Source organism: Streptomyces sp. NPDC038707, assembly GCF_040636485.1.
Taxonomy (GTDB): domain Bacteria; phylum Actinomycetota; class Actinomycetes; order Streptomycetales; family Streptomycetaceae; genus Streptomyces.
Genome location: NZ_JBEZUP010000007.1, coordinates 1 through 22,926 on the forward strand (window position 1 = coordinate 1; position 22,926 = coordinate 22,926).

General features: G+C 75.4%; 19 protein-coding genes and 1 pseudogene. 11 read left to right on the forward strand and 9 right to left on the reverse strand.

Going from position 1 to position 22,926, the window contains the following annotated elements; all coding sequences use genetic code 11:
• The 4 genes and pseudogenes from AB0E62_RS11920 to AB0E62_RS11935 all read left to right on the forward strand — a co-directional run.
• Nucleotides 1–735 (forward strand): annotated as a pseudogene (locus AB0E62_RS11920) (glucose-6-phosphate isomerase); the annotation flags it as partial.
• A gap of 2 nt (nt 736–737) precedes the next feature.
• Nucleotides 738–1,616 carry a phosphogluconate dehydrogenase (NAD(+)-dependent, decarboxylating) gene (gene gnd / locus AB0E62_RS11925; protein WP_362191343.1) on the forward strand — a complete coding sequence of 293 codons (879 nt, stop codon included), beginning with the start codon at nt 738–740 and terminating at the stop codon, nt 1,614–1,616.
• Between the two features lie 6 nt (nt 1,617–1,622).
• Complete coding sequence (locus AB0E62_RS11930; protein ID WP_362191345.1) at nt 1,623–2,210, forward strand: histidine phosphatase family protein; 588 nt, start codon at nt 1,623–1,625, stop codon at nt 2,208–2,210.
• Nucleotides 2,211–2,412: 202 nt separating this feature from the next.
• Entirely contained in the window at nt 2,413–3,876 is a 1,464-nt protein-coding gene (locus tag AB0E62_RS11935; RefSeq protein ID WP_362191347.1) for a membrane-associated oxidoreductase, read from the forward strand.
• Here the strand turns inward: AB0E62_RS11935 and AB0E62_RS11940 are convergent.
• The 4 genes from AB0E62_RS11940 to wecB are packed head-to-tail and all read right to left on the reverse strand — an operon-like array spanning nt 3,863 to nt 9,567.
• Complete coding sequence (locus tag AB0E62_RS11940) at nt 3,863–6,070, reverse strand: glycosyltransferase (RefSeq protein ID WP_362191349.1); 2,208 nt, start codon at nt 6,068–6,070, stop codon at nt 3,863–3,865. The two genes, AB0E62_RS11935 and AB0E62_RS11940, sit on opposite strands and share 14 nt — an antisense overlap.
• Nucleotides 6,067–7,881, reverse strand: a complete 1,815-nt coding sequence (locus tag AB0E62_RS11945; protein ID WP_362191351.1) for a hypothetical protein — start codon at nt 7,879–7,881, stop codon at nt 6,067–6,069. Before AB0E62_RS11945 ends, AB0E62_RS11940 begins: the two co-directional genes overlap by 4 nt.
• Complete coding sequence (locus tag AB0E62_RS11950) at nt 7,881–8,486, reverse strand: class I SAM-dependent methyltransferase (protein ID WP_362191352.1); 606 nt, start codon at nt 8,484–8,486, stop codon at nt 7,881–7,883. Before AB0E62_RS11950 ends, AB0E62_RS11945 begins: the two co-directional genes overlap by 1 nt.
• Nucleotides 8,479–9,567: a UDP-N-acetylglucosamine 2-epimerase (non-hydrolyzing) gene (gene wecB / locus AB0E62_RS11955; protein ID WP_362191353.1), complete on the reverse strand. Its 1,089-nt coding sequence runs from the start codon at nt 9,565–9,567 to the stop codon at nt 8,479–8,481. The genes AB0E62_RS11950 and wecB overlap by 8 nt, the downstream gene beginning before the upstream one ends.
• Before the next feature lie 143 nt (nt 9,568–9,710).
• Between wecB and AB0E62_RS11960 the strand changes: the two genes are divergently transcribed.
• From AB0E62_RS11960 to AB0E62_RS11970, 3 genes are all read left to right on the forward strand, one after another.
• Nucleotides 9,711–11,165, forward strand: a complete 1,455-nt coding sequence (locus AB0E62_RS11960) for a glycosyltransferase family 4 protein (protein ID WP_362191355.1) — start codon at nt 9,711–9,713, stop codon at nt 11,163–11,165.
• Nucleotides 11,166–11,246: 81 nt separating this feature from the next.
• Nucleotides 11,247–12,527 (forward strand): nucleotide sugar dehydrogenase, encoded by a 1,281-nt coding sequence (locus AB0E62_RS11965; RefSeq protein ID WP_362191769.1) that lies wholly within the window; start codon nt 11,247–11,249, stop codon nt 12,525–12,527.
• A gap of 47 nt (nt 12,528–12,574) precedes the next feature.
• Nucleotides 12,575–13,702 (forward strand): glycosyltransferase, encoded by a 1,128-nt coding sequence (locus tag AB0E62_RS11970; protein WP_362191357.1) that lies wholly within the window; start codon nt 12,575–12,577, stop codon nt 13,700–13,702.
• A 378-nt stretch (nt 13,703–14,080) separates the two neighbouring features.
• Here AB0E62_RS11970 and AB0E62_RS11975 read toward each other — a convergent pair whose 3' ends face one another.
• Nucleotides 14,081–14,671 (reverse strand): TetR/AcrR family transcriptional regulator, encoded by a 591-nt coding sequence (locus AB0E62_RS11975; RefSeq protein WP_362191359.1) that lies wholly within the window; start codon nt 14,669–14,671, stop codon nt 14,081–14,083.
• 119 nt (nt 14,672–14,790) lie between these two features.
• On the opposite strand from AB0E62_RS11975, the gene AB0E62_RS11980 reads away from it, so the two are divergent.
• Nucleotides 14,791–15,669, forward strand: coding sequence for an NAD(P)-dependent oxidoreductase (locus tag AB0E62_RS11980; protein WP_362191361.1), 879 nt, complete (start codon nt 14,791–14,793; stop codon nt 15,667–15,669).
• 37 nt (nt 15,670–15,706) lie between these two features.
• On the opposite strand, the gene AB0E62_RS11985 is transcribed toward AB0E62_RS11980, so the two are convergent.
• Nucleotides 15,707–16,147, reverse strand: a complete 441-nt coding sequence (locus AB0E62_RS11985) for a PPOX class F420-dependent oxidoreductase (protein WP_362191363.1) — start codon at nt 16,145–16,147, stop codon at nt 15,707–15,709.
• Nucleotides 16,148–16,259: 112 nt separating this feature from the next.
• Between AB0E62_RS11985 and AB0E62_RS11990 the strand changes: the two genes are divergently transcribed.
• Genes AB0E62_RS11990 through AB0E62_RS12000 form a run of 3 tightly spaced genes read left to right on the forward strand, consistent with a single transcriptional unit; the run spans nt 16,260 to nt 19,442 of the window.
• Nucleotides 16,260–16,841, forward strand: coding sequence for a TetR/AcrR family transcriptional regulator (locus AB0E62_RS11990; protein WP_362191365.1), 582 nt, complete (start codon nt 16,260–16,262; stop codon nt 16,839–16,841).
• Nucleotides 16,838–18,187, forward strand: a complete 1,350-nt coding sequence (locus tag AB0E62_RS11995) for an MFS transporter (RefSeq protein WP_362191367.1) — start codon at nt 16,838–16,840, stop codon at nt 18,185–18,187. The genes AB0E62_RS11990 and AB0E62_RS11995 overlap by 4 nt, the downstream gene beginning before the upstream one ends.
• Nucleotides 18,188–18,218: 31 nt before the next feature.
• A complete protein-coding gene (locus AB0E62_RS12000) occupies nt 18,219–19,442 on the forward strand; it encodes a serine hydrolase domain-containing protein (RefSeq protein WP_362191369.1) in 1,224 nt (407 codons plus the stop codon).
• 12 nt (nt 19,443–19,454) lie between these two features.
• Here the strand turns inward: AB0E62_RS12000 and AB0E62_RS12005 are convergent, their stop codons facing one another.
• Genes AB0E62_RS12005 through AB0E62_RS12015 form a run of 3 tightly spaced genes read right to left on the reverse strand, consistent with a single transcriptional unit; the run spans nt 19,455 to nt 22,803 of the window.
• Complete coding sequence (locus AB0E62_RS12005) at nt 19,455–20,609, reverse strand: saccharopine dehydrogenase family protein (protein WP_362191371.1); 1,155 nt, start codon at nt 20,607–20,609, stop codon at nt 19,455–19,457.
• Nucleotides 20,606–21,661 (reverse strand): saccharopine dehydrogenase, encoded by a 1,056-nt coding sequence (locus AB0E62_RS12010; RefSeq protein WP_362191373.1) that lies wholly within the window; start codon nt 21,659–21,661, stop codon nt 20,606–20,608. The genes AB0E62_RS12005 and AB0E62_RS12010 overlap by 4 nt, the downstream gene beginning before the upstream one ends.
• On the reverse strand, nt 21,658–22,803 hold the full coding sequence (locus tag AB0E62_RS12015; protein WP_362191375.1) for an FAD-binding oxidoreductase: 1,146 nt from the start codon (nt 22,801–22,803) through the stop codon (nt 21,658–21,660). The genes AB0E62_RS12010 and AB0E62_RS12015 overlap by 4 nt, the downstream gene beginning before the upstream one ends.
• Between the last annotated feature and the right edge of the window lie 123 nt (nt 22,804–22,926).

Sequence of the window (22,926 nt, forward strand, 5' to 3'; positions counted from 1 at the left end):
ACCGCGCCCGCCGAGGCCAACGCCCCGCTGCTGCTGGGCCTGCTGGGCATCTGGTACGGCAACTTCCACGACGCCCAGTCCCACGCGGTGCTGCCCTACTCGCACTACCTGTCCAAGTTCACCGCCTACCTCCAGCAGCTCGACATGGAGTCCAACGGCAAGTCGGTGCAGCGCGACGGCAGGCCCGTGGACTGGCAGACCGGACCGGTGGTCTGGGGCACGCCCGGCACCAACGGGCAGCACGCCTACTACCAGTTGATCCACCAGGGCACCAAGCTGATCCCGGCCGACTTCATCGGCTTCGCCCGGCCCGTCGGCGAGCTGAGCGGCGAACTCAAGGCCCAGCACGACCTGTTGATGGCCAACTTCTTCGCCCAGACCCAGGCGCTCGCCTTCGGCAAGACCCCGGAGGAGGTCCGCGCCGAGGGCGTCACCGAGGAGCAGGTGACGCACCGCACCTTCCGCGGCGACCACCCCACCACCACGATCCTGGCCACCGAGCTGACTCCGTCCGTGCTCGGCCAGCTCATCGCGCTGTACGAGCACAAGGTGTTCGTGCAGGGCGCGGTGTGGAACATCGACTCCTTCGACCAGTGGGGCGTGGAGCTGGGCAAGGTCCTCGCCAAGCGGGTCGAACCCGCGCTCACCGAGGGCGCCGACGTCCCCGGTCTCGACCCGTCCAGCACGGCCCTCGTCGCCGCCTACCGCACTCTCAAGAACGCATCGGAGAACTGATCATGCAGCTCGGTCTCATCGGCCTCGGCAAGATGGGCGGCAACATGCGCGAGCGCATCCGCCGCGCCGGCCACACCGTCATCGGCTACGACCGCAACCCGGAGGTCTCCGACGTCAAGAGCCTCGCCGAACTGGTCGAGAAGCTCGACGCGCCCCGCCATGTGTGGGTGATGGTCCCGGCCGGCACCGCCACCCAGACCGTCATCGACGAACTCGGCGACCTGCTCTCCCCCGGCGACACCGTCATCGACGGCGGCAACTCCCGCTGGACCGACGACGAGAAGCACGCCGCCGCGCTCGGCATCAAGGGCATCGGCTTCGTCGACGCCGGTGTCTCCGGCGGCGTGTGGGGCCTGAAGAACGGCTACGCGCTCATGGTCGGCGGCGAGAAGGAGAACGTGGAGCGGCTGCAGCCGATCTTCGACGCGCTCAAGCCGGAGGGCCCGTACGGCTATGTGCACGCGGGCCGGGTCGGCGCCGGGCACTTCTCCAAGATGGTCCACAACGGCATCGAGTACGCCATGATGCAGGCCTACGCCGAGGGCTGGGAGCTGCTGGAGAAGGTGACTTCCGTGGAGAACGTCCGCGAGGTCTTCCGCTCCTGGCAGGAGGGCACGGTCATCCGTTCCTGGCTGCTGGACCTCGCGGTCAACGCCCTCGACGAGGACGAGCACCTGGAGGGCCTGCGCGGCTACGCGGAGGACTCCGGCGAGGGCCGCTGGACGGTGGAGGCGGCCATCGACAACGCCGTGCCGCTGCCCGCCATCACCGCCTCGCTGTTCGCGCGGTTCGCCTCCCGGCAGGACGACTCCCCGCAGATGAAGATGATCGCCGCGCTGCGCAACCAGTTCGGCGGCCACGCGGTCGAGAAGAAGGGCTGACCCGCCGTGGGGGACCTGCTGCTGGTCCGCCACGGTGAGACGGAGTGGAGCAGGTCGGGACAGCACACCAGCTGGACCGACCTGCCGCTGACCGGACAGGGCGAGGAACAGGCCAAGTCCCTCGCCCCGCTCCTCACCGGCCGGACCTACGCCCGCGCGCTGTCCAGCCCGCTGGGCCGCGCGCTGCGCACCGCCGAACTGGCCGGCATACCCGGGATCGAGCCCGATCCCGACCTGCACGAATGGGACTACGGCGGCTACGAGGGCGTCACCACCGCCGAGATCCACCGCACCCGCCCCGGGTGGGACCTGTGGACCGACGGCGTCCCGCCCGGCCCCGAAGGACACCCCGGGGAGAGCCCGGCCGAGATCGGCGCCCGCGCCGACCGGGTACTGGCCCGCCTGGCGGCGGACCTGACCGAGGGAGACGTGGTCCTCGTCGCCCACGCCCACTTCCTGCGGGTGCTCACCGCCCGCCGCCTCGGCCTGCCGCCCGCCGACGGCCGGCTGTTCCAGTTGGCCACGGCCACGGTGAGTCGCCTGTCCACGGAACACGGCCACCCGGTCATCGCGGAGTGGAACGTCCGCCCGTAGCCGCCGCACGTCCGTGCGCCCCCGGTCCGCCCCCGGTCCCCAGGGACCGGGGGCTCCCGTGTCCCTGGGGACCGGCGGCCGGCCAGGCAGCGTCGGGCGGTGGCGAACCGTCCCGCGCGCTTCGCCGGGTCCCCTCTCCTGAAGTGACCGGCGCGGAAGGCGTGTTTGACAGGCGCTCCGTCCGCGGGTGAAAGTCACGCCGGTGGAGATCGACGATCTGACGGCGGCCGAGGAGCGGGTGTGGCGGGCGTTCGCCCGGGGGGAGTTCACGGACTTCCGGGAGTCACCCGGCGAGGACCCCGCCGACGCCGGTGCGTGGGGACCGGAACGGACCGTGCGCGCCGGGGTGTTGCGGGCGCTGCTGCTCGACGGGGAGCGCGAGGACGGGGAGATACCGTCGCTGAGCGTGGCGGGCGCCCGGATCACCGGGCGGCTCGATCTGCAGTACGCGACGATCGACCACCCGGTGCGGCTGCGTCACTGCCACTTCGACGAGGCCCCGCGCTGCTACGCCGCCCGGCTGCGGGAGCTGAACCTCAGCGAGTCCGTGCTGCCCGGCCTGGTCGCGCACGCCGTGCACGTGGACGGGCTGGTGCGGCTGACCCGCGCCCGCTGCCACGGCCTGCTGCGCCTCGGCGGCGCCCGGATCACCGGCAGCCTGTACCTGGAGGGCGCCGAGGTGTCCGCGCCCGGCGCCGAGGAGCCGGTGCTCCAGCTCAACCAGGCGGTGCTCGGCGCCGACCTGTGGGCGCCGGGACTGCGCACGCACGGGCAGACACGGCTCAACGGCGCGAGCGTCGCCGGATCGCTGAACCTCAACGAGGCCCGGCTCGGCAACCCCGGGCACGCCGCGCTCGACGCGGAGACGCTCACCGTCGCGGGGGACATGCTGCTGCGGGCCGCCGAGGTGCGCGGCTGGACGGGGCTGCGCGGCGCCCGGATCGCGGGGCGGCTCGACCTGTCGTACACCCTGCTGTCGCACCCGGACGGTACGGCGCTGCGGGCCGGCAGCTCCGCCATCGGCGAGCTGTGGCTGCGCAAGGGCCCGCCCATGGAGGGCGCCCTGAATCTGCGCCGCGCCCAGCTCGACGTCCTGCTGCTGGAGCCGGGTTCGGTGCCGGAGACGGTGCTGCTCGGCGACCTGACGTACACCTCGCTCGTCCCGCACGAGCCGGCCGAGCGCCGGCTGCCCATGCTGCTGCGCGAGCGGGACGGCTATGTGCCGCACGCCTACGAGCAGTTGACGGCCGCGTACCGCCGGGTCGGCGACGATCACGCGGCCCGGCTGGTGCAGCTCGCCAAGCAGCGCCGGCACCGGCACACACTGCCCTGGTACGGGCGGCTGTGGGGCCTGGTCCAGGATGTCACCGTGGGCTACGGCTTCCGTCCGCTGCGCGCCGCCGGCTGGCTGCTGTCGCTGCTCGCGCTCGGCTCGCTCGCCTTCGCGCTGCACCCTCCCCGCCCGCTGAAGGCGGGCGAGGCACCGCCGTTCCACCCGGTGTTCTACACGCTGGACCTGCTGCTGCCGGTGATCTCCTTCGGGCAGGACTCCGCGTTCGCGCCGCGCGGCGGCCTTCAGGTGCTGGCCTACGTCCTGGTGCTCACCGGGTGGATCCTGGCGACGACGGTGGTCGCCGGTGTCACCCGTACGGTCAGCCGTCAGTGACCCGGCCGGTGACCAGGAGGTCCGTCCAGGCCGCCGCCACCCGGTCCAGCGCGTAGGTGCGCCGCACCTGGGCGCGGGCCGTCTCGCCGGCGGCCCGCCAGGTCTCCTGGCCGGCGCCGAGTCCGGCGACCGCCTCGGCCATCGCCCGCGGGCCGGCGTGGATCCACCGCCGGTCGTAGATCTCGTCGGCGCCGGGCCACGGCAGCAGCGCGGGCACGGCGCCGGAGGCCATGCCCTCGGCCGGGGCGAGGTGGAAGGACTCGTCGTCGCTGGTGGACAGCACATGCCCGACGCGGCGCAGCCAGTTGGGCACGTCGGCGCCGAAGTCGTCGAAGACTACGGCTCCTTCGAGCAGCGGGGAGGTCTGGACGCGGCGCAGGATCGCCTCGTAGTGGGCGCGTTCCTCCGCCTTGTTCCAGATCCACCAGTACTCCCACGGCGGCTTGGACTTGACCGACAGCTGCCAGCGCCGGTCCTCGGCCCGCAGCAGTTCCAGGACGTCCAGGCCGAGGTCGAGGCGCTTGCGGCTGGGCGCGATGCCGATCATGCCGAGGCGGAACCGGGCGCCGGGCGCCTTGGGCCGGTCGAGCTGGTCGGCGTCCACCCAGTTGGGCACGACGACGACCTTGTGCGCGGGCCAGCCGGTGTGTTCCAGGGTGCGGCGGGCGTAGTAGGGGCTGACGCAGACGACCCGGTCGACGGCGTCGATGTCGACCTGGCGCGGCCATGCGGCGTCGAGTTCGAAGCGGTGCAGGCGGATCACCAGCCGGCTGCCGCGCCGCTTGTGGCGGCTGTACCAGACGGCGGCCGGCCCGCACCACTCGACGACCACCACATCGGCCCAGTCGGCGAGTTCGCGGCTCGCGGCCTGGTCGTGCCGGGCCAGTGCGGGCCAGGCGTCCACCCGGACGTCGAGTCCGGGCGTCGCGCGGAAGTGGTCCAGCAGCCGGGTGAGGAACTTCAGGTCGTGGCCGGCGACGCCGACCCGCAGCGGGCGGGCGCGGTGGGCGACGGCGGGGGGCGCGGGCGGGAACACCCGGTCGAGGTGGCCGCGCCAGCGGCCGGCGGCGGCCTTCAGGGTGTGACGGCTCGCGGCCCGGCGGCAGCGGTCGGCGGCGAGCCGGCGGGCCTCGGGGTCGCGGGCGGCGCGGGCCACGGCCTCGGCGGCGTCCTCGGTCTCGGCCCGCCCGGGGACGTAGAGGGGGTAGTCGGGGCCCAGCAGGGCCTCGTGGGCGGGGGTGCGGTTGAGCACGACGGGCAGGCCGAGGGCACCGAACTCCAGTACCTTCGTGGACAGTTCGAGGCTGGCGTCGAGCCGGGGGTCGCGCCAGCCCAGGCCGATGTCGCAGCCGGCGGCGATGCGCATCGCCTCCTCGCGGGGCCGGCCGCCGTGGTGCCGGACGCCGGGGGTGCCCCCGTGCAGGGCCTGGTGCATGGCCTCCTGGAACTCCGGGTGGCCGGGGTCGTCGTGGATCTTGTCGCCGACGGTGTGGAGTTCGGCCCGGATGCCCCGTTCGGCCAGCAGGGCGGGCAGCCGGGTCATGGGCAGGGTGTTCCACAGCGGGGCGAACTTGCCGGTGTAGACGAGCCGCAGCGGATCGTGCGGCCGGTCGTGGTCCGGCACCGGGAAGCCGGGTTCGGGCACGGCGGGCGGGCAGAGCACGCTGCGGCCGCAGGCCTGGGGCACCCAGGTCTCCAGGAAGCAGCGCAGTTCCTCGGTCTGGCACAGCAGCAGCCGGGAGGCGGCGGCGATGCGGCCGAGTTCGGTGCGGGCCCGCTCGGTCATCGCGGCGGCGGACTGCGGGATGTCGGTGAGGTAGGCCCAGATCCGCCCGTCGAAGTGGCCGTCGGCGACGACCTGGCCGACGATCCGGCGCCCGCGCAGCACGAGCAGGTCGCAGGGCTCCTCCCCGTCGAGCCGGGTGAGCAGGCGCGAGGCCTGCACCGGGGACAGCGGCCGGCCCGCCTGCCCGTGGACCAGCCGCTCCTCGGCGGGCCGGACCACGCTCACCCCGGGCAGCCCGGCCAGCGGGTCGGTCAGCCGGCCGGTGAGCACCGGTGACTTGAGCACCAGCCGGGTCGCGCACCCGGCCAGGGACAGCGCCTGCACGGTCGACTGGGCCCAGACGGCGGAGCCGTCGATGAGGTTGAGGTCCACGTCGCCGTAGACCAGGGCCCGTATCACTCGGCTCATGACGGTTCCTTCCCGCGCACGGCGAACAGTCGGTACCCGCGGCCGCACCAGCTCTCCGCCGGGGCGCCCGTCAGGTGCAGGGAGCGGCGGACGAGCAACGGCCGGCGCAGCTCGGGGACGAAGGTGTAGTCGGCGCCGCCGGCCGCGTGGCCGAGCGCGTCGGCGCCCGAGTACTCCTGGGCGCACAGCAGGTCCAGCAGCAGGGTGTCCGGGCGGTCCTCGGTGAGGTCGCTCCAGTCGGAGACCCAGGCCGCGGTGGGCGGCCCGGTGCGTACGGCGACGCCCGCGGCGTCGAGTTCGTCCAGGGCCGCCGGGTCGGGGACGACCACCTCGGCGGGGCGGTGCTGCTGGCCCAGCACCTGGGCGGTCAGCCGGGCCGCCTCGTGCCGGTCCCGGGGGGCGGCGAGCACGGCGACCCGGCGTCCGGCCAGCGGGTCGGGGGCGCCGGCCAGCCGGGCCAGCTCGGCCAGCCGGACCCGGGTGCTGTCCCACTGGAACGCCTCCCGCAGCCGTTCCCGGGTGTCCTCGCCCGGGTCCAGCCGGGACAGCCGTACGCCGGTGCCGGCGTCCAGGACGGCGTCCCAGGCCAGCTGGGCGAGGCCGGGCGCGGCGGAGGCCGGGGCGTCCCGCCACAGCACGGCCCGCCGGCCCAGGGCCCGTGCCTCGGTGAGGAGTGCGGCGAGCCGGCGGTCGAGGTCGGGGGCCGTGCCGGTGCCGGTGAGGGCCCAGGGGCCGTGCCCGGTGCAGGCGCTCAGCTGGACCACGAGCGCGTCGGGGTCGGTGCGCCGTACGAGCAGGGGCCCGTCGTGCGGGAGCGGCCGGTTCACCACGGCGTCCGCCGCGAAGTCCTCGGCGGTCTCGTCGGTGAGGATTCCGGCGATCACCAGCCGGTCGCGGGGGGTGGCGGCGAACGCCCGGTGGACGAGGTGGAGGCGGTCGTCGGCGGCCCCGGGGGCGGTGCGGGCGGCGGACCGGGCGGCGGGCGCGGGGCCCCGCGCGGAGCGCGCCCGCCACAGCCCGTACAGCTCGCGGGGCAGGCCGGGCATCCCGCGCCGGGGCGAGCGGGCCGCCGACACCAGGGCCCGGCCCACCTTCAGGGAGGTGGAGCCCTCCAGCATGGCCACCCGTGCCTGGAGCACCTGGACCCGGTCACGGGCCTGGCACAGGGCGGAGGCCAGCTCCTCCTTCTCCCGCACGGTGGCGGCCAGCCGGTCGGCGAGGCCGTCCTCGCGGACGGCGTCCCGGGCGCGTTCGGCCTCCTCGGCGCGGCGTTCCAGGTCCTGGTGGCGGGCGCGCAGGGTGCGGGCGGCCAGGTCGGCGAGGACGTACTCGCCGGCCATCCGCAGCGAGGTGGCGAAGCCGTCGGAGGGCACCGGGCGGCCGGACCAGTCGTGCGGGGGCAGGAGTTCGGCGGTGGTGAGGCGGGTGAACACCGCGCCGGAGCGCAGATGGGCGTAGTCGAGCGGGGCGGCGCGCAGTACCTGGCAGCGCTGGGTCACCAGGTCGTCCAGGAGCCGGTGGTACGGGGGTGCGGGGTCGGGGTGGGCGGACAGCAGCAGGCCGCGGGCGCCGGGCCGCAGCCGGCGCAGTACGGCGCGCAGGGCGTCCTCGGTGCCGTGCACGGCGGGGTCGGGGCCGTCCGACAGGAGCACCAGGTCGCCCGCGTCGATGCTCTGTTGGCCGTCGTCGCGGTGCGGGGTCACCCCGTCGGGGAGGTGGAGGAAGGGTGCGAGGCGCAGGCCGGGGCCGGTGGCGTCGACGACCCTGGTGACGCCGTCCAGGTGCGGGTGGAGCAGATCGGTCAGACGCATCAGCGGATCCTCGTGAAGACGTGGAAGCCGGCCTCGACCTCGCGGAAGCCGTACGGACGGGACTCGGTGTGCCGCAGACCGAGGGGTTCGAGGGCGGCACGGCAGCAGGCCGCGGGCCGGTGCCGCACCCGGTCCCCACGGGTCCGGGGTACGGGCGTCTCCGTGTCGGTGACGATCAGCCGGCCGGTGAGCCGGACCTGGGAGGCCAGGTTGCGCAGGGCGGCCGTCCGCTCGGTGTCGTCCCGCAGCCGGCCCAGCACGTCGGCGCAGAGCACGACGTCGTACGGCCACGGGCCGCGCCACTCGTCGGGCCGGGCCCGGCTGTAGCGGGGGCCGTCGCCGGCGGCGCGGGCCCGTTCGACCGCCTCCTCGTCGGCGTCGACGGCGTCCACGCGGTGGCCGCAGCGGTCCAGGGCGCGGGCGAAGTACCCGGTGCCGCAGCCCGCGTCGAGCACGAACAGCGGGGCGGCCCGGTCGCTGAGGTCTCCGAGGAGGGTGAGCAGGGTGCCGAGCCGGAGGGCGTGGAACAGTTCGTTGCCGGCCCGGTCGAGGCCGGCCGGAGCGCCGCCGGGAGGGCCGGGGAGGTCGAGGGCGGCGTCAGTCATGGTGCTCCAGCCACTGGGTGATCAGGCGGGCTATCCGGGGGCCGGCCTTGCCGTCCCACAGCGGTGGTCCCTCCGCGGGCGCGGCCGGGGCGCCGTCGAGTGCCTTGCACAGGGCGGGGACCAGTTCGCCGGGGCCGACCAGGCGGTTGGTGCCGTGGGTGACGGTGACGGGGCGTTCGGTGGTGGTGCGCAGCGTCAGACAGGGCACGCCGAGCACGGTGGTCTCCTCCTGCACCCCGCCGGAGTCGGTGATCACGGCGGCGGCGCCGCACACCAGGCTCATGAACTCCAGGTAGCCGAGCGGTTCGAGGAGGTGCACGCCGGGCGCGCCGTCCAGTCCGGCCGCACGCAGCGCGTCCCGGCCGCGCGGGTGCAGCGGGACGGCCAGGTCGAGGTGGCGGGCCGCCTCGGTGAGCGCGCGGGCGGCGGCGCGGGCGGCGTCGGGGTCGTCGACGTTGGCGGGGCGGTGCAGGGTGACGACGCCGTAGCGCTCGGGCAGCCGGTGCGCGGCGCGGGCGGCGGCCGGGTCGAACAGGTCCAGGTGGGTGAGCAGGGTGTCGATCATCGGGTTGCCGACGAAGTGCACCCGGGCGGGGTCGGCGCCCTCGCGGGCGAGGTGGCCGACGGCCTCCGGGCTGGTGGCGAACAGCAGCCCGGCGAGCTGGTCGACCAGGCGCCGGTTGACCTCCTCCGGCATCGCCATGTCGAAGCTGCGCAGCCCCGCCTCGACATGGGCGACGGGGAGGCCCAGTTTGGCGGCGGCCAGGGCGGCTGCCAGCGTGGAGTTCACGTCGCCGTAGACCACGACGAGGGCCGGTGCGCGGGCGGTCAGCTCGGCCTCCAGGGCGACCAGCAGGTCGGCGGTCTGCCCGGCCTGGCTGCCGGAGCCGACGCCGAGGTCGGTGTCCGGCCGGGGCAGCCCCAGTTGGCGGAAGAACACGTCCGACATCCGGGCGTCGTAGTGCTGTCCGGTGTGCACCAGGGTCTGGTCGCAGCCGGCCGAGCGGAGCGCGGCGACGACGGGAGCCGCCTTCACGAAGTTGGGCCGGGTGCCGACCACATGGAGTACTGGGCCGTTCATGACGCCGTTCATGTCGTCGCCTTCCGCGGGCGGTCGGACGAGGGGCAGCGCACGGGGAGACGAGGGGAGCGTCGTGCCCCGGCCGGCGCCGGCGCGCGGTCGCGTCCGAGGCGCCGCGCGCCGCGTCGGCCTACCGTGGCGGCATGTCCCGTCGTATCCCCCGCGCTGTCAGTCTGGCCGCATCCGTGGCCTGGGGCGAGTTGCGCCAGGACCCCGCCCGGGCCGCGCTGCTGGCCCTGCGGCTGCTGCCGGCGCGGTTGCGGCGCCGGACGCGGCCGGTGGAACGGTGGCTGGACGGCCGGGCCCGGCCGGCCGGACCGGGCGCGCTGCCGTCGGCCGTTCGGGTGAGCGCGCCCGCCGGGCGGCCGGTGCGGCCGGTGCCCGGCCGGGTGCTGCACCTGGTGACCAACTCGCTGCCGTACGCCCACGCGGGTTACACCGTGCGCACCCAGAAGCTGGCCGAGGCGCAGCGGGCCGCCGGGCTCGATCCGCACGTGGTGACCCGGATCGGGTTCCCGGTGGCGCGGGGTGTGCTGGACGCCGGTGCGCTCCAGCTGGTGGGCGGGGTGCCGCAGCACCGGCTGCTGCCCTGGTGGCTGCCGTACGGGCAGGGGCCCGCGCTGGTCCGCAACGCCGAGCTGGCGGGGCGGCTGGTGGAGCTGCTGCGGCCCGCCGTGCTGCACGCGGCCACCGACCACGGCAACGGCCGGGTGGCCCTGGCCCTGCGCGAGGTCTACGGCCTGCCGGTGGTCTACGAGGTGCGGGGCTTCCTGGAGGAGACCTGGCTGAGCCAGGACCCGGCGCGCACTCCGGCGGACGCGGTCTACCGCGGGCGGCGGGAGCTGGAGACGGACTGCATGCGCCGGGCCGATCTGGTGCTGACGCTGGGTGCCGCGATGAAGGCCGAGATCGTGGCGCGCGGGGTGCCCGGGGAGCGGGTGCTGATCGTGCCGAACGCCGTGGACGGGACGTTCCTCGCGCCGCCGCCGGACGGGGCCGCGGTGCGCGCCCGGCTCGGCATCGCCCCGGAGGCGTATGTGGTGGGCACGGTCGGCAGCCTCACCCCGCACGAGGGGATCGGCACATTGCTCCATGCGGGTGCAGAGCTGCGGCGGCGCGGGGTGCCGCTGCGGCTGCTGATCGTCGGGGACGGCCCTCAGCGGGCGCGCCTGGAGCGGCTGGCGGCCCGTCTGGGCCTGGCGGACGACGGCACCGCGGTGTTCACCGGCCGCGTGCCGCACACCCAAGTCCGGGACTTCTACGCGGCGTTGGACGTGTTCGCGGTGCCGCGTGCGGACGCCCGGGTGTGCCGTCTGGTGACCCCGCTCAAGCCGGTCGAGGCGATGGCGAGCGGGCTCCCCGTGCTCGCCAGTGATCTTCCCGCGCTGCGGGAGCTGGTCGAACCGGAGGTGAACGGACGGCTTATTCCGGCTGAATCCCCACAAGCTTGGGCGGATGAACTCGAAAAGGTGCTTTACAGTCAAAAGCAGCGGCTCGAATGGGGAGCCGCCGCCCGCGCGAGAGTCGCGCGGGACCGCACCTGGGACCGGGTCGCCGCGACGACCCGCGAGGCATACCGCTCGCTGGGCTGCGTCTGACGCCCCGCGAGCCCCACCAGCGCAGCCGCGAAGGCCGGGTGAATCCCTATGCAGGTCGAACAGACCCCCTTCCTCGGGGACATGCAAGAGCCGCAGCCCTACGGAGAGGTGGAACTCGCCGTGATCGGGCTCGGCTACGTCGGACTGCCGCTGGCCCGCGAGGCGGCCTCGGTCGGCCTGCGCGTCGTGGGCCTGGACCGCGACCCGCGGGTGGTCGCGGGGCTCAACTCCGGGCGCTCGCACGTCGGTGACGTCCCCGACGAGGAGGTGCGCCGGATGCGGGCGGCCGGTTTCGCCGCGACCACCGACGACGCCTGCCTGGCGCGCGCGCAGACCGTGGTGATCTGTGTGCCGACCCCGCTCGGCGAGGACGGCGGACCCGATCTGGGTGCGGTCGTCTCGGCCACCCGCGCGGTGGCCGGCCGGCTGCGCCCCGGGCAGCTGGTGGTGCTGGAGTCGACCACGTACCCGGGCACCACCGAGGAGGTCGTACGGCCGCTGCTGGAGGAGTCCGGGCTGCGGGCCGGCGAGGACTTCGCGCTCGCCTTCTCGCCCGAGCGGATCGACCCGGGCAACACCCAGCACGGGCTGCGCGACACCCCCAAGGTGGTCGGCGGCTGCACCGCGTCCTGCGCGGTGCGCGCGGTCGCCTTCTACGCCAAGTTCGTGAACATGGTGGTCCAGGCGAAGGGCACCCGCGAGGCCGAGATGGCCAAGCTGCTGGAGAACACGTACCGGCATGTGAACATCGCGCTGGTCAACGAACTCGCCATCATCAGCCGCGAGTTGCGGGTGGACGTGTGGGACGCGATCCGCTGCGCCGGCACCAAGCCCTTCGGCTTCCAGGCCTTCCGGCCGAGCCCCGGGGTGGGCGGCCACTGCATCCCGATCGACCCCAACTACCTTTCCTACAAGGTGCGTTCCTCGCTGGGGTACGACTTCCGGTTCGTCGGGCTGGCCCAGGAGATCAACCGGCGGATGCCGGAGTACGTGGTGCGCCGTGCCCAGGACCTGCTCAACTCGGCCGGCCGCCCGCTGCACGGCTCCCGGGTGCTGCTGCTCGGCGTCACCTACAAGCCGGACGTCGCCGACCTGCGCGAGACCCCGGCGGAGCCGGTGGCGCGGCTGCTGCGGGAACGGCAGGCCGCCGTCGCCTTCCACGACCCGCAGGTGCCGCGGTGGTCGGTGGACGGGGTGGCCGTGCCCCGCGTCGACGACCTGACGGCCGCGGCGCGCGAGTACGACCTGACGATCCTGCTCCAGGACCACTCCGCCTACGACCTGACGGCCCTCGCGGACACCGCGCGGCTGCTGTTCGACACCCGCGGGCGGATCCACCGGCCCGGTGTCGAAGTCCTGTAGGCCCCTCACCCCCTCCGCGCGTCCTCGGGGAGTCGGAAGGCACCACCATGCGGATACTCGTCGTCACCGTCGTCCACCACCCCGAGGACGCGCGCATACTGCACCGGCAGATCGCCGCGCTGTGCGAGCGCGGCCACGAGGTGGTGTACGCGGCGCCGTACGCGGCCCGGGACGTCCTCCCCCGGCCCTGTGTCGAGGGCGTGGACCTGCCCCGGGCGGCCGGCCGGGACCGGCGCGCGGCGCTGCGCGCGGCCCGGACGCTGCTGGCCGAACGCGGCCCGGCGGCGGACGTGATACTGCTGCACGATCCGGAGCTGCTGCTCGCCCTGCCCGGCACCCTGCGCCGGCTGCGCCGGGCCGGGGCGGCGCCGGTCACCGTGTGGGACGTGCACGAGGACACGGCGGCGGCCCTGGCGATGAAGGGCTGGGTGCCCCGGCCGCTCAGGCCGCCGCTGCGGGCCGCGGTGCGGGCGGCCGAGCGGCTGGCCGAGCGCCGGCTGCGGCTGCTGCTCGCCGAGGACGCCTACCAGGACCGGTTCCGGCGCCGCCACCCCGTCATACCCAACCTCGCCGCCCCGCCGCCCGGTCCGCCCCCGCCGCCGGGTCACGACCGGGTGGTCTACCTGGGCCAGCTGTCCCGGGCGCGCGGCGCGCTCGAACTGATCGACCTGGCGCGGCTGCTGGCCCCCGCGGTGCGGGTCGAGGCGATCGGCACGGCGGACCCGGAGGTGCGGGACGCGCTGGCGGCGGCCGACCGGGAGGGGGTGCTGCGCTGGTACGGCTTCCTGCCCAACGACCGCGCGCTGGCCCGGCTGTCCGGCGCCCTGGCCGGCCTGTCCCTGCTGCACGACCAGGCCAACTACCGGCACTCCCGGCCCACCAAGGTCGTGGAGTACATGGCCCACGGCATACCCGTCGTCACCACGCCCACCCCCCTGGCGGCGGAACTGGTCGAACGGCACGGCTGCGGACTGGTGGTGCCCTACCGTGACCCACCGGCTGCGGCGCGCGCGATACGCCGCCTGGCCGACGACGCCGGGCTGCGCCTGCACACCGCCCGGCAGGGTCGCCAGGCAGCCATGACGGAACTGAACTGGCGTCACCGGGCGGCCGACTTCGTGGACCTGCTGGAGATGTGGGTCAAGGAGGAGACCGCCGGAGCGGGCACGGCCTGACCCGGCCGCCCGGGGACTCAGGTCGGGCGGCACGCCGCGGGCACCGGACGGCGGCACACCGGAAGCCGGGCCGGAACCGGTCGGGCCGGGCCGGGCCGGACGCCGTGGGCCGGGCGGCGGATCGGACCGTCGGCCGCCGGGCCACGCACCGGGCAGCGGGCCCGGGGGCGCGCGGGGCCCACCGAGCGGCAAACCCGTTCACGGACGCGCGACGGCACGCCGGCCAGCCGGCCCAACCAGCGCCGTGCAGGCGACGTACGCGCACACACCACCCAGCCACCGACGTACGCGCACACCCCACCCAGCCACCGGCGTACGCCCCCCGGACGGCAGGCCCAGCCAGCGGCGGGCAGCGGCACGCCGGGCAGCAAGGATCGGTCAGTGGTGGGCGGCGGCGTCGAGCAGGGGGCCGAGTTCGCGTACCGCGGTGGTGAGGGGGGCGGTGCTCCGCTCGGCCCGGGCCAGCAGGATCGCGCCCTCGATGGTGCTGATCATGAGCGTGGCCAGCGACTCGGCCCGGGCGGCCGGCACGCCCAGGTCGGTCAGCGCCGCGGCGAGCGGCCCGCGCCAGGCCGTGAACGCGGCAGCCGCCGCCCGGCGGGTCGCCTCGGCCGAGCCGGCGCGGTCGACCGTCGCGGCGGCGACCGGGCAGCCCGCCGCGAAGCCGTCCGCCGCGTACTCGTCGGTCCACTGCGCGGCCATCGCCGCGAACAGGCCGCTCGGCGTCGGCTCGTCCAGCCCCGCGAGAAAGCGGGCGATCCGCTTGCCCGCGTACCGCCCGGCCCACTGGACCGCCTCGTTGACCAGCTGTTCCTTGCCGCCCGGGAAGTAGTGCTGGAGCGAGCCGCGCGGTGCCCCGGCGTGCGCGGCGACCTCGCGCATACCGGTCCCGGCCACCCCGTGCCGCCGGATGAGCTGGGCCGCGCTGAAGACCATCCGCTCCCGCGGTCCGGGCCCCTCCTCGGTCATGCGCCACCTCCGTTCCTCACCCACCGCCTCACCCGCCACCTCACCCTATGACCGCCGTCATGACGCCCGCTACTATGACCGTTGTCATAAACGACGCGCGGCGCGAAGGGCGGCCGGCCATGAACGTCGGATTCATCGGTCTCGGAGTGATGGGCGGGCCCATGGCCCTGCGCCTGGCGCACGCCGGCGTCCCGCTCGTGGTCTGGAACCGGACCCCGCACCGGACGGAGCCGCTGCGCGCGGCCGGCGCCGAGGTCGCGGCGGACGCCGCCGAGGTGTTCGCACGGGCCGGCGTGGTGCTGCTGATGCTCGCCGACGAGGCCGCGGTGGACGCGGTCCTCGGCCGGGGCACACCGGAGCTGGCCGCGCGCGTCGCGGGCCGGACCGTCGTCCACATGGGCACGACCGCCCCGGAGTACTCCCGTGCGCTGGAGGCCGACATCCGCGCGGCCGGCGGCCGGTACGCCGAGGCACCCGTCTCCGGGTCCCGGGTGCCGGCGGAGCAGGGGCAGCTGGTCGCGATGCTGGCCGGCGAGGAGGACGCCGTGGCCGCCGTACGGCCGCTGCTCGCGCCGCTGTGCCGGGAGACGTTCGCGTGCGGGGCGGTGCCGGGCGCGCTGCTGATGAAGCTGTCGGTGAACCTCTTCCTGATCACCCAGGTCACCGGGCTGGCGGAGGCGTTCCACTTCGCCGAGCGGCAGGGGCTGGACCGCCGGCTGTTCCTGGAGGTGCTGGACGCGGGCCCGATGGCGAGCGCGGTGTCCCGGATGAAGGCGCCCAAGCTGCGCGAGCGGGACTTCGCGGTGCAGGCGGCGGCGCTGGACGTGCTGAAGAACAACCGGCTGATCGCCGACGCGGCCCGCGCGGCCCGTCTCGCCTCCCCGCTCCTGGACGTGTGTCACGCCCTGTTCCGGGAGACGGTGGCGCGGGGCCACGGCGGGGAGGACATGGTGGCCGTGCTGCGGGCGATCGAGGCCCGGACGGCGCAGGCGCCGTAGCCGGGCGGTCCTGTCCCGCCCGGCGCCGCGGCGCGGGTCAGCTCTTGCGGGGGACGCCGTACGCCCGCTCGACGTGCAGCCGCAGGACCAGACGGCGGTCGCGGACCATGGTGGCGCGGAAGTCGTCCCAGTCCGGGTGTTCGCCGAGGACGTCCCGGTAGAGCCGTTCGAGTTCCGCCACGGTGTCGTCGCCCGGGCCGGCGGCGACCGGGGTCAGTTCGGCGGTGCCCTCGGCGACGGTGTACGCCCAGCGGTCGGCGCTGGTGACGTGGTACGAGGCGCGGGGGTCGCGGCGCAGGTTGCGGGTCTTGGCGCGGTCGTCGGTGACCGAGACCCGGATGATCCGCTCCTCGGGGTAGTAGGCGTGGGTCACGTTGGACAGCTGGGGGCGGCCGTCGCGCCGCAGGGTGACCAGTACGCCGCCGTGGCCTTCGGAGAGCAGGCCGAGCAGCGCCTCTTGCGTGGGGTCCTGAGTCATAGTCCGGTCAACCCGCCCGGGTGGCCCGCGCATTCCCCGCCGCCCAGCCTCCGCGGACACTGCCCACGGAGGTTGGTAGACACTGTCTACGGAGGGCTGGTAGACACTGTCCATGACCGAGTCCGACACCAGCCTGCGCGACCGTCTCGTCGACGTCGGCGTGGAACTGCTGGCCGCCGAGGGCCCCCAGGCGCTGACCCTGCGCGAGATCGCCCGGCGCGCCGGCGTCTCGCACGGGGCCCCGCGCCGCCACTTCCCCACCCACCTGGAACTGCTGTCCGCCATCGCCCTGCGGGGCTTCGCCGGCCTGGCCGAGCGGGTGCGGCAGACGCTGGACCGGGAGAGGGGCGGGGCCCGGGACCGACTGGCGGCGCTGGCCCGGACGTACCTGGACTTCGCGCTGGAGCAGCCCGGCATGTACGAGCTGATGTTCCGTCACGATCTGCTGGAGAGCGGCCGGCTGGGGCTGCGGGAGACGAGCCTGCCGCTGTTCTCGCTGCTCACCGGGCTGGTCGCCACGGCCGACCCGGACGCCGACGCCCCGCGTGTGGCCGGCGCCCTGTGGGCCAACCTGCACGGACTGGCCCAGCTGTGGCGCTGGCGCAGTCTGCAACTCGCCACCGGCCAGGACGACTTGGCCCCCCTGCTGGAGACCGTGCTGGCCGCGCACCTGGGGCCCGGGGACGGCCGGTGAACCGGTCCTGGACGCTGGCGAGCAGCGTCGCGGGCGCGGTGGTCGTCGCGCTGGACGGTACGGCCCTCACGGTCGCCCAGCCCAGCCTCCAACGGGACCTGGGCGCGTCGTTCACCGAGGTGCAGTGGACCAGTACCGCGTACCTCGTCGCGGTGGCGAGCCTGCTGGTGTTCGCGGGGCGGCTCGGCGACCGGTACGGGCAGTGGCGCCTGTTCGGGCTCGGCATGCTCGGCTTCGGGGCCGCCTCGGCGGGCATCGCGGCGGCGCCCGGGGTGGGCTGGGTGATCGTGCTGCGGGCGGTGCAGGGGGTGTTCGGGGCGCTGGCGCAGCCGGCCACGCTGGGCGTGCTGCGGGCCGCGTATCCGCCGGACCGGCTGGCGTCGCCGCTGGCGGTGCGGACCGCCGCGATCGGGCTGGCGGCGGCCGCGGGGCCGCTGGTGGGCGGGGCGCTGGTGACCGGCCTGGGCTGGCGGGCGGTGTTCCTGGTCAACGTGGTGCCCGCGCTCGCCTTCGGCCTGCCCGCCCTGGTGCGCCGGAACCGGCCCGCCGCGCCCGCCCGGACCCCGCTGGACCTGCCCGGGGCCGCCCTGCTCGCGGTGGCGCTCGCCTTCCTGGTGTACGCGGTCACGGCCCGGCCGGTCTCCGGCGCGGGGCTGGCGGCGGCCGCGCTGACGGCCGCCGTGCTGGTGCGGCACGAGCGGCGCGCGGCGAGTCCGCTGCTGCCGCCGGAGGTGATCGGCGCCCGGGCGGCCGGGGCGGCGCTCGCCGTCCTGGTCACCGTCTCCGCCTCCCTGTTCGGCACCCTGTTCGTCACCACGTACGTGCTCCAGCGCCGGCTCGGCCTGGACCCGTTCCACAGCGCGCTGCGCGGCCTGCCGCTGGCGGTGCTGATGGTGCTGTCGGCGGCGCTGTGCCCGGCGCTGCTGCGCCGGCGGGGTGCGCGCGGCGTGACGGCCGGGGCCGCGGCGGCCCTCGCGCTCGGGATCCTGCTGCTGTCCCGGACCACCGCCCCGGCCGGGCTCGGCCTCGCCTTCGCGCTGCTCGGCGCCGGTTTCGGCACGGTGCTGGTGGCGGCCACGCAGGTGATCGTGCGCGGGGCGGAGGTGCGGACGGCCGGGGTGGCGGGCGGCCTGCAGCAGACCGCGCTGAACGTCGGCCCCGCCGTGGGGGTGGCGGCGGCGACCGCGCTGCTCGGCGCGGGCACCGGGGCCGCGCTGCTCGTCCTGGCGGCGGTGGCCGCGCTCGCCGTGCCCGTGGCCCGCCTGCTGCCGGGGCCGGCCGGTACCGCGGCGTCCGTTCCCGCCCCGCACGACCCTGTCCCGGCCGGTGGTCCTGAGCGACGATGAGAGGCGGGACGGACGCGACGGGAGGAGAGCCATGGGACGGCTGCGACAGGACGTCGACCCGGCGGAGGCGGGACTGGACCCCGGGGCCCTCGCCCGGCTGGACGGGCACTTCGCCCGGTACGTGGACGAGGGGCGGCTGCCCGGCTTCCTGGTGGCGGTGGCCCGCGGCGGCCGGGTCGCCCATCTGACCACGTACGGGCTGCGGGACGTGGCGGCCGGGCTGCCGGTCGAGCCGGACACGCTGTGGCGGATCTACTCGATGACCAAGCCGGTCACCGCGGTGGCGGTGCTGCTGCTGGTCCAGGACGGTCTGCTGTCCCTGGACGACCCGCTCGACCGCCATCTGCCGGCCTTCGCCGGGCCCCGGGTGTACACGGGCGGCTCGGGCGACGACGTGCGCACCCGCCCGGCCGCCGGCCCGGTCCTGATCCGGCACCTGCTCACCCACACCGCCGGCCTGACCTTCGGCTTCTACCACCGCCACCCCGTGGACGCGCTGTACCGCGCGGCGGGCCTGGAGTACTCGGTGCCGCCGGGCAAGGACCTCGCCGGGACCGTCGACCTGTACGCGCGGCTGCCGCTGCAGTTCGACCCGGGCACCCAGTGGAACTACTCGGTCGCCTCCAACGTACTGGGCCGGGTGATCGAGCTGGTCTCCGGGCAGCCGCTGGACGCGTTCCTCGCCGGACGGATCCTGGGCCCGCTCGGCATGACCGACACCGGCTTCCACGTCACCCCCGGACAGGCGGACAGGCTGGCGGAGTTGTACGGCGAGACGGACGCGGGCGGGATCGAGCCGGTGCCGGGGCTGCCGGTGCGCGGCCGCCCGCGCTTCCTGTCCGGCAGCGGCGGCCTGGTGTCCTCCGCGTACGACTACCACCGGTTCATGGAGATGCTGCGCCGGGGCGGCGAGCTGGACGGCGTACGGCTGCTGGACCCCGGCACGCTCGCCCTGATGACCCGCAACCAGCTGCCCGGCGGGGCCACCCTCCGGTCCTTCGGCGCCCCGGTCCACCGGGAGCCGGGCATGGACGGGCTCGGCTTCGGCTTCAACGTCTCCGTCGTCACCGATCCCGCCCGCACCCTGGCCCCGTCCCACCTCGGCACCTACGGCTGGACCGGCGTGGCCGGCACCGCGTTCTGGGTCGACCCGGCGCACGAGCTGACCGTGCAGTTCCTGACCCAGGTGCGCCCGAAGCGGCTGAAGGTGTTCCCCGAGCTGCGGCGGCTGGTGCACGAGGCGGTGACGGGCTGAACGCACCGGCGGTTACTGGCCCAGGGTCAGCGTGAAATCCAGTCCGTCGTCGACGAGTTCGGCCAGCCAGCGGTCCGCGCGCTGCGGGGTCTCGGCCGCCCGGTGCAGTCCGGGGGGCAGGCTGTCGTCCAGGATGTGCCGGACGCCGAGGGCGAGCGCACGGGAGACGCACCGGGCCATCGCGGACTCCTCGGCGTCGCCGGTCAGGTCGAGCAGATACGCCCCGGTCCACGCGCGGCCCTCCCCCGCGTCCACCTCCAGGCGGACGGAGAGCACCACCCGGTCCAGGTCGGCCTTGGTGGCCGGGTAGGCCGCCGCCAGCTTCCGGGCGAGCGCGGCGATCCGTTCGTCGTCGCCCTCGGTCAGCTCCGCGAAGACGGGTTCCCACGCCGTGCGCCAGCCGGCCGGCCGCAGGGTGCCGCGCACGAAGGTGTGCGGGGTCCAGGCGGCGGGCAGGCCGTACCGGGCGAGGAACGGGATGCTGTCGCGGTTGGGGTACGCCTCGAAGGTCTCGCCGTCCAGGACCAGCGGCCGGGTCGCCTCCCAGGGCCGGCCGGCCGTGGTCTCGGTGCCGCCGTGAAGGTAACGGGCGGGTGTGCGCAGGGCGTTGAGGACGCCGAGCGGGGACCAGCTGAAGCGGTACCTGAAGTCGCCCGGGACCGCCGGGAGGCCGCCGCAGTAGGAGGTGAGCCGGTAGGAGGCCGGGGTGCGCGCGCCGATCCGGGCCCGGGCCCGGCCGATCAGGCTGTGTGCGAAGAGGTGGTCGATGCCCGGGTCCAGGCCCGTCTCGGTCAGCACGGTGAGCCCGGCCGCGCGCGCCGCGTCGGTGTGCGCGAGCAGGTCCGGCGAGACATAGCTGGAGCAGGCGAAGTGCGCCCCGGCGCGCACACAGGCGGCGAGCAGTCCGGCGTGCCGGCCGGCCGGGAGCATCGACACCACGACGTCCCCGGGCTCCAGCGCGGCGGCGAGGGCGTCCGGGGTGAGGGCGCGGGGCTCGGCGCGTCCGGTCAGGCCCCGGCGGGCCATGGCGTCGGCCGCGCGGTCGGCGGTGCGGTGCCACAGCAGGACCCGGCCGGCCGTGCCGCACAGGGCGGCCAGTCCGCTGCCGGTGGACAGTCCGGCGCCGACCCAGTGGACGGTGCCGCTCGCCGGGACGCGGTCGGTCATGTGCCTGTCTCCCTTTGCTCGATGCCGAGTTCACGGCAGGCCTGGTGGTACCGGTCGAGACAGCGGCCCCAGGCGCCGCCGGGGCCGAAGGCGAGCAGCTGCGGCAGCAGGGCCGCCGAGAAGTCGGTGCTGGACTCCCTGGGCAGCAGGGACGGCAGGTTGTCGATGGCGATCAGGTCCAGCGGCGGTTCCTCGCGCAGCCGGCGCACGGGCTCCGCCCAGTCGGTCGTACGGTCGTAGAGGGGCAGCACGTTGAACGGGGAGCCCACGTCGCAGGTGACGTCGCACAGGGTGCGCAGCCGGCGGGCCGGGGCGTCCAGGTCCTCCTCGCGCAGGAACGGCGGGACGGGGGCGGTGGCGAGGACCGCGTTGACCAGCACGTCGTGCCCGAGCAGGGCCGGCCGGTCCAGGTCGCGGGTCTCCGCGAGGTCCCAGCGGGTGGGCTCGGTGCCCGCCGTGCGGAAGGCGGCCACGGCGCCCCGCCCGCTGCGGCCCAGGGCGCCGATGACCAGCGCCGTGCTCCGCGCGTCCCGGGCCCCGTGCCGCAGTACGGCGTCCAGCTCCTCCTTGGTGGTGGGGACGAGCGGCGCGGTGAGCCGGCTCCGGTGCTGGAGCACGGCGAGCGCGGCGCCGAGATAGCCCGCCCAGAACCCGAAGGCGGCGACTCTGCGGCCCTCGTCGTCCACCAGGTACTCCAGGTCCAGCAGCGCCCCGCCGCCGGCCGCGAACCTGCGCAGCAGCCCGGCGGCGCCCGGCTGACGCTTGTAGGCGTGGCCGAAGCAGATATGGCGGTGCATCAACTCGCCTGGACTGTCCGGGAGTTCCTTCAGGCCGATGATCACGGCGTCGCGGGGTGCGCCGGCCCAGGAGCCCGTCGGCGCGCGCCGGCAGCCGGCCGCCTCGTACTCCTCGAGCGGGAAGATCCGCTGCGGTGACTCCTCGACGGTCAGCGTCACCCCGCCGTCCACCAGGCGGCGGGCGTCGGCGGGGACGACCGGCGTGCGCCGTTCGGTCGTACGGGGCTCGTGGCGCAGCCACAGGTGGAGCGTCATACCAGGTTGGCCTCCGGGCGCGGGGCGTCGGCCGCGAACCGGCCGGCGCTCAGGGGGCTGACGTCCAGGAAGGGTACGCGCCCGAGGTACAGGTCGCGGATCACCTCGCCGACGGCGGGTCCCTGGAGGAAGCCGTGTCCGGAGAAGCCGGTGGCGTACAGGAACCTGGACACCGTCGGCGCCTCGCCGATCAGGGCGTTGTGGTCGGGGGTGTTCTCGTACAGGCCCGCCCAGCCGCCGGTGCGGGGCAGGTCGAGCAGGGCGGGCGCGCGCCCGCGCATCGCCTCGGCGAGCCGGGGGATCCAGCGGTCGTGGGTGCCGGTGGCGAACCCGGGCCGCTCGTCCGGGTCGGACATGCCGAGCAGCAGGCCGGGGCCCTCGCGGTGGAAGTAGAGACTGGTGGTGAAGTCGATGGTCATGGGCAGCGTGGCCGGCAGGCCGGGCACCGGCCCGGTGACGGCGATCTGCCGGCGCAGCGGCCGTACCGGCAGGTCCACGCCCGCCATCGCGCCGACCGCCCGCGACCAGGCGCCGGCCGCGCAGACCACCGTGTCGGTGGCGACCGTGCCGAGGGTGGTGCGGACGCCGGTGATGGTGCCGCCGCGCAGGTCGATGCCGGTGACCTCGGTGTGGCGCAGGACGCGGACACCGAGGGCGCGGGCGGCGTTCGCGTAGCCGTGGACGACGGCCTCGGGGGTGCAGTGGCCGTCGTCCGGGGAGTACGCGGCGGCCAGCAGGCCGTCGGTGGTGATCAGCGGGGAGAGCCGGCGGGCCTCAGCCGGGGTGATCAGCCGGCTGGGCACCCCGAGGGAGTTCTGCAGCCGCACGCCCGCCTCGAAGGAGGCCACCTGCTCCGGGGTGGACAGCAGGAACAGATAGCCGACCCGGTGCAGCCCGATGTCCTGTCCGACCTCCTGTCCGAAGCGGCCGAACGCCTCCAGGCTGCGCGCGCCGAGCCGGATGTTCAGCTCGTCGGAGAACTGCGCGCGTACGCCGCCGGCGGCCTTGGAGGTGGAGCCGGCGGCGAGTTCGTCCCGTTCCACCAGGATGACGTCCCGCACTCCGGCGCGGGCGAGGTGCCAGGCGATGCTCGTGCCGATCACCCCGCCGCCGACGACGACCACCCGGGCCCGGAGCTCCATCGCCGCCTCCCTCCTGGTCGTCCACGCGTTCCCGTGCGGTGCGCAGATACGTGATGCTGCTCCCGCACGGCCCGATCGGCAACGGCACCCGCTCGGCCACCTGGACGCGCCCTGCGACCCACC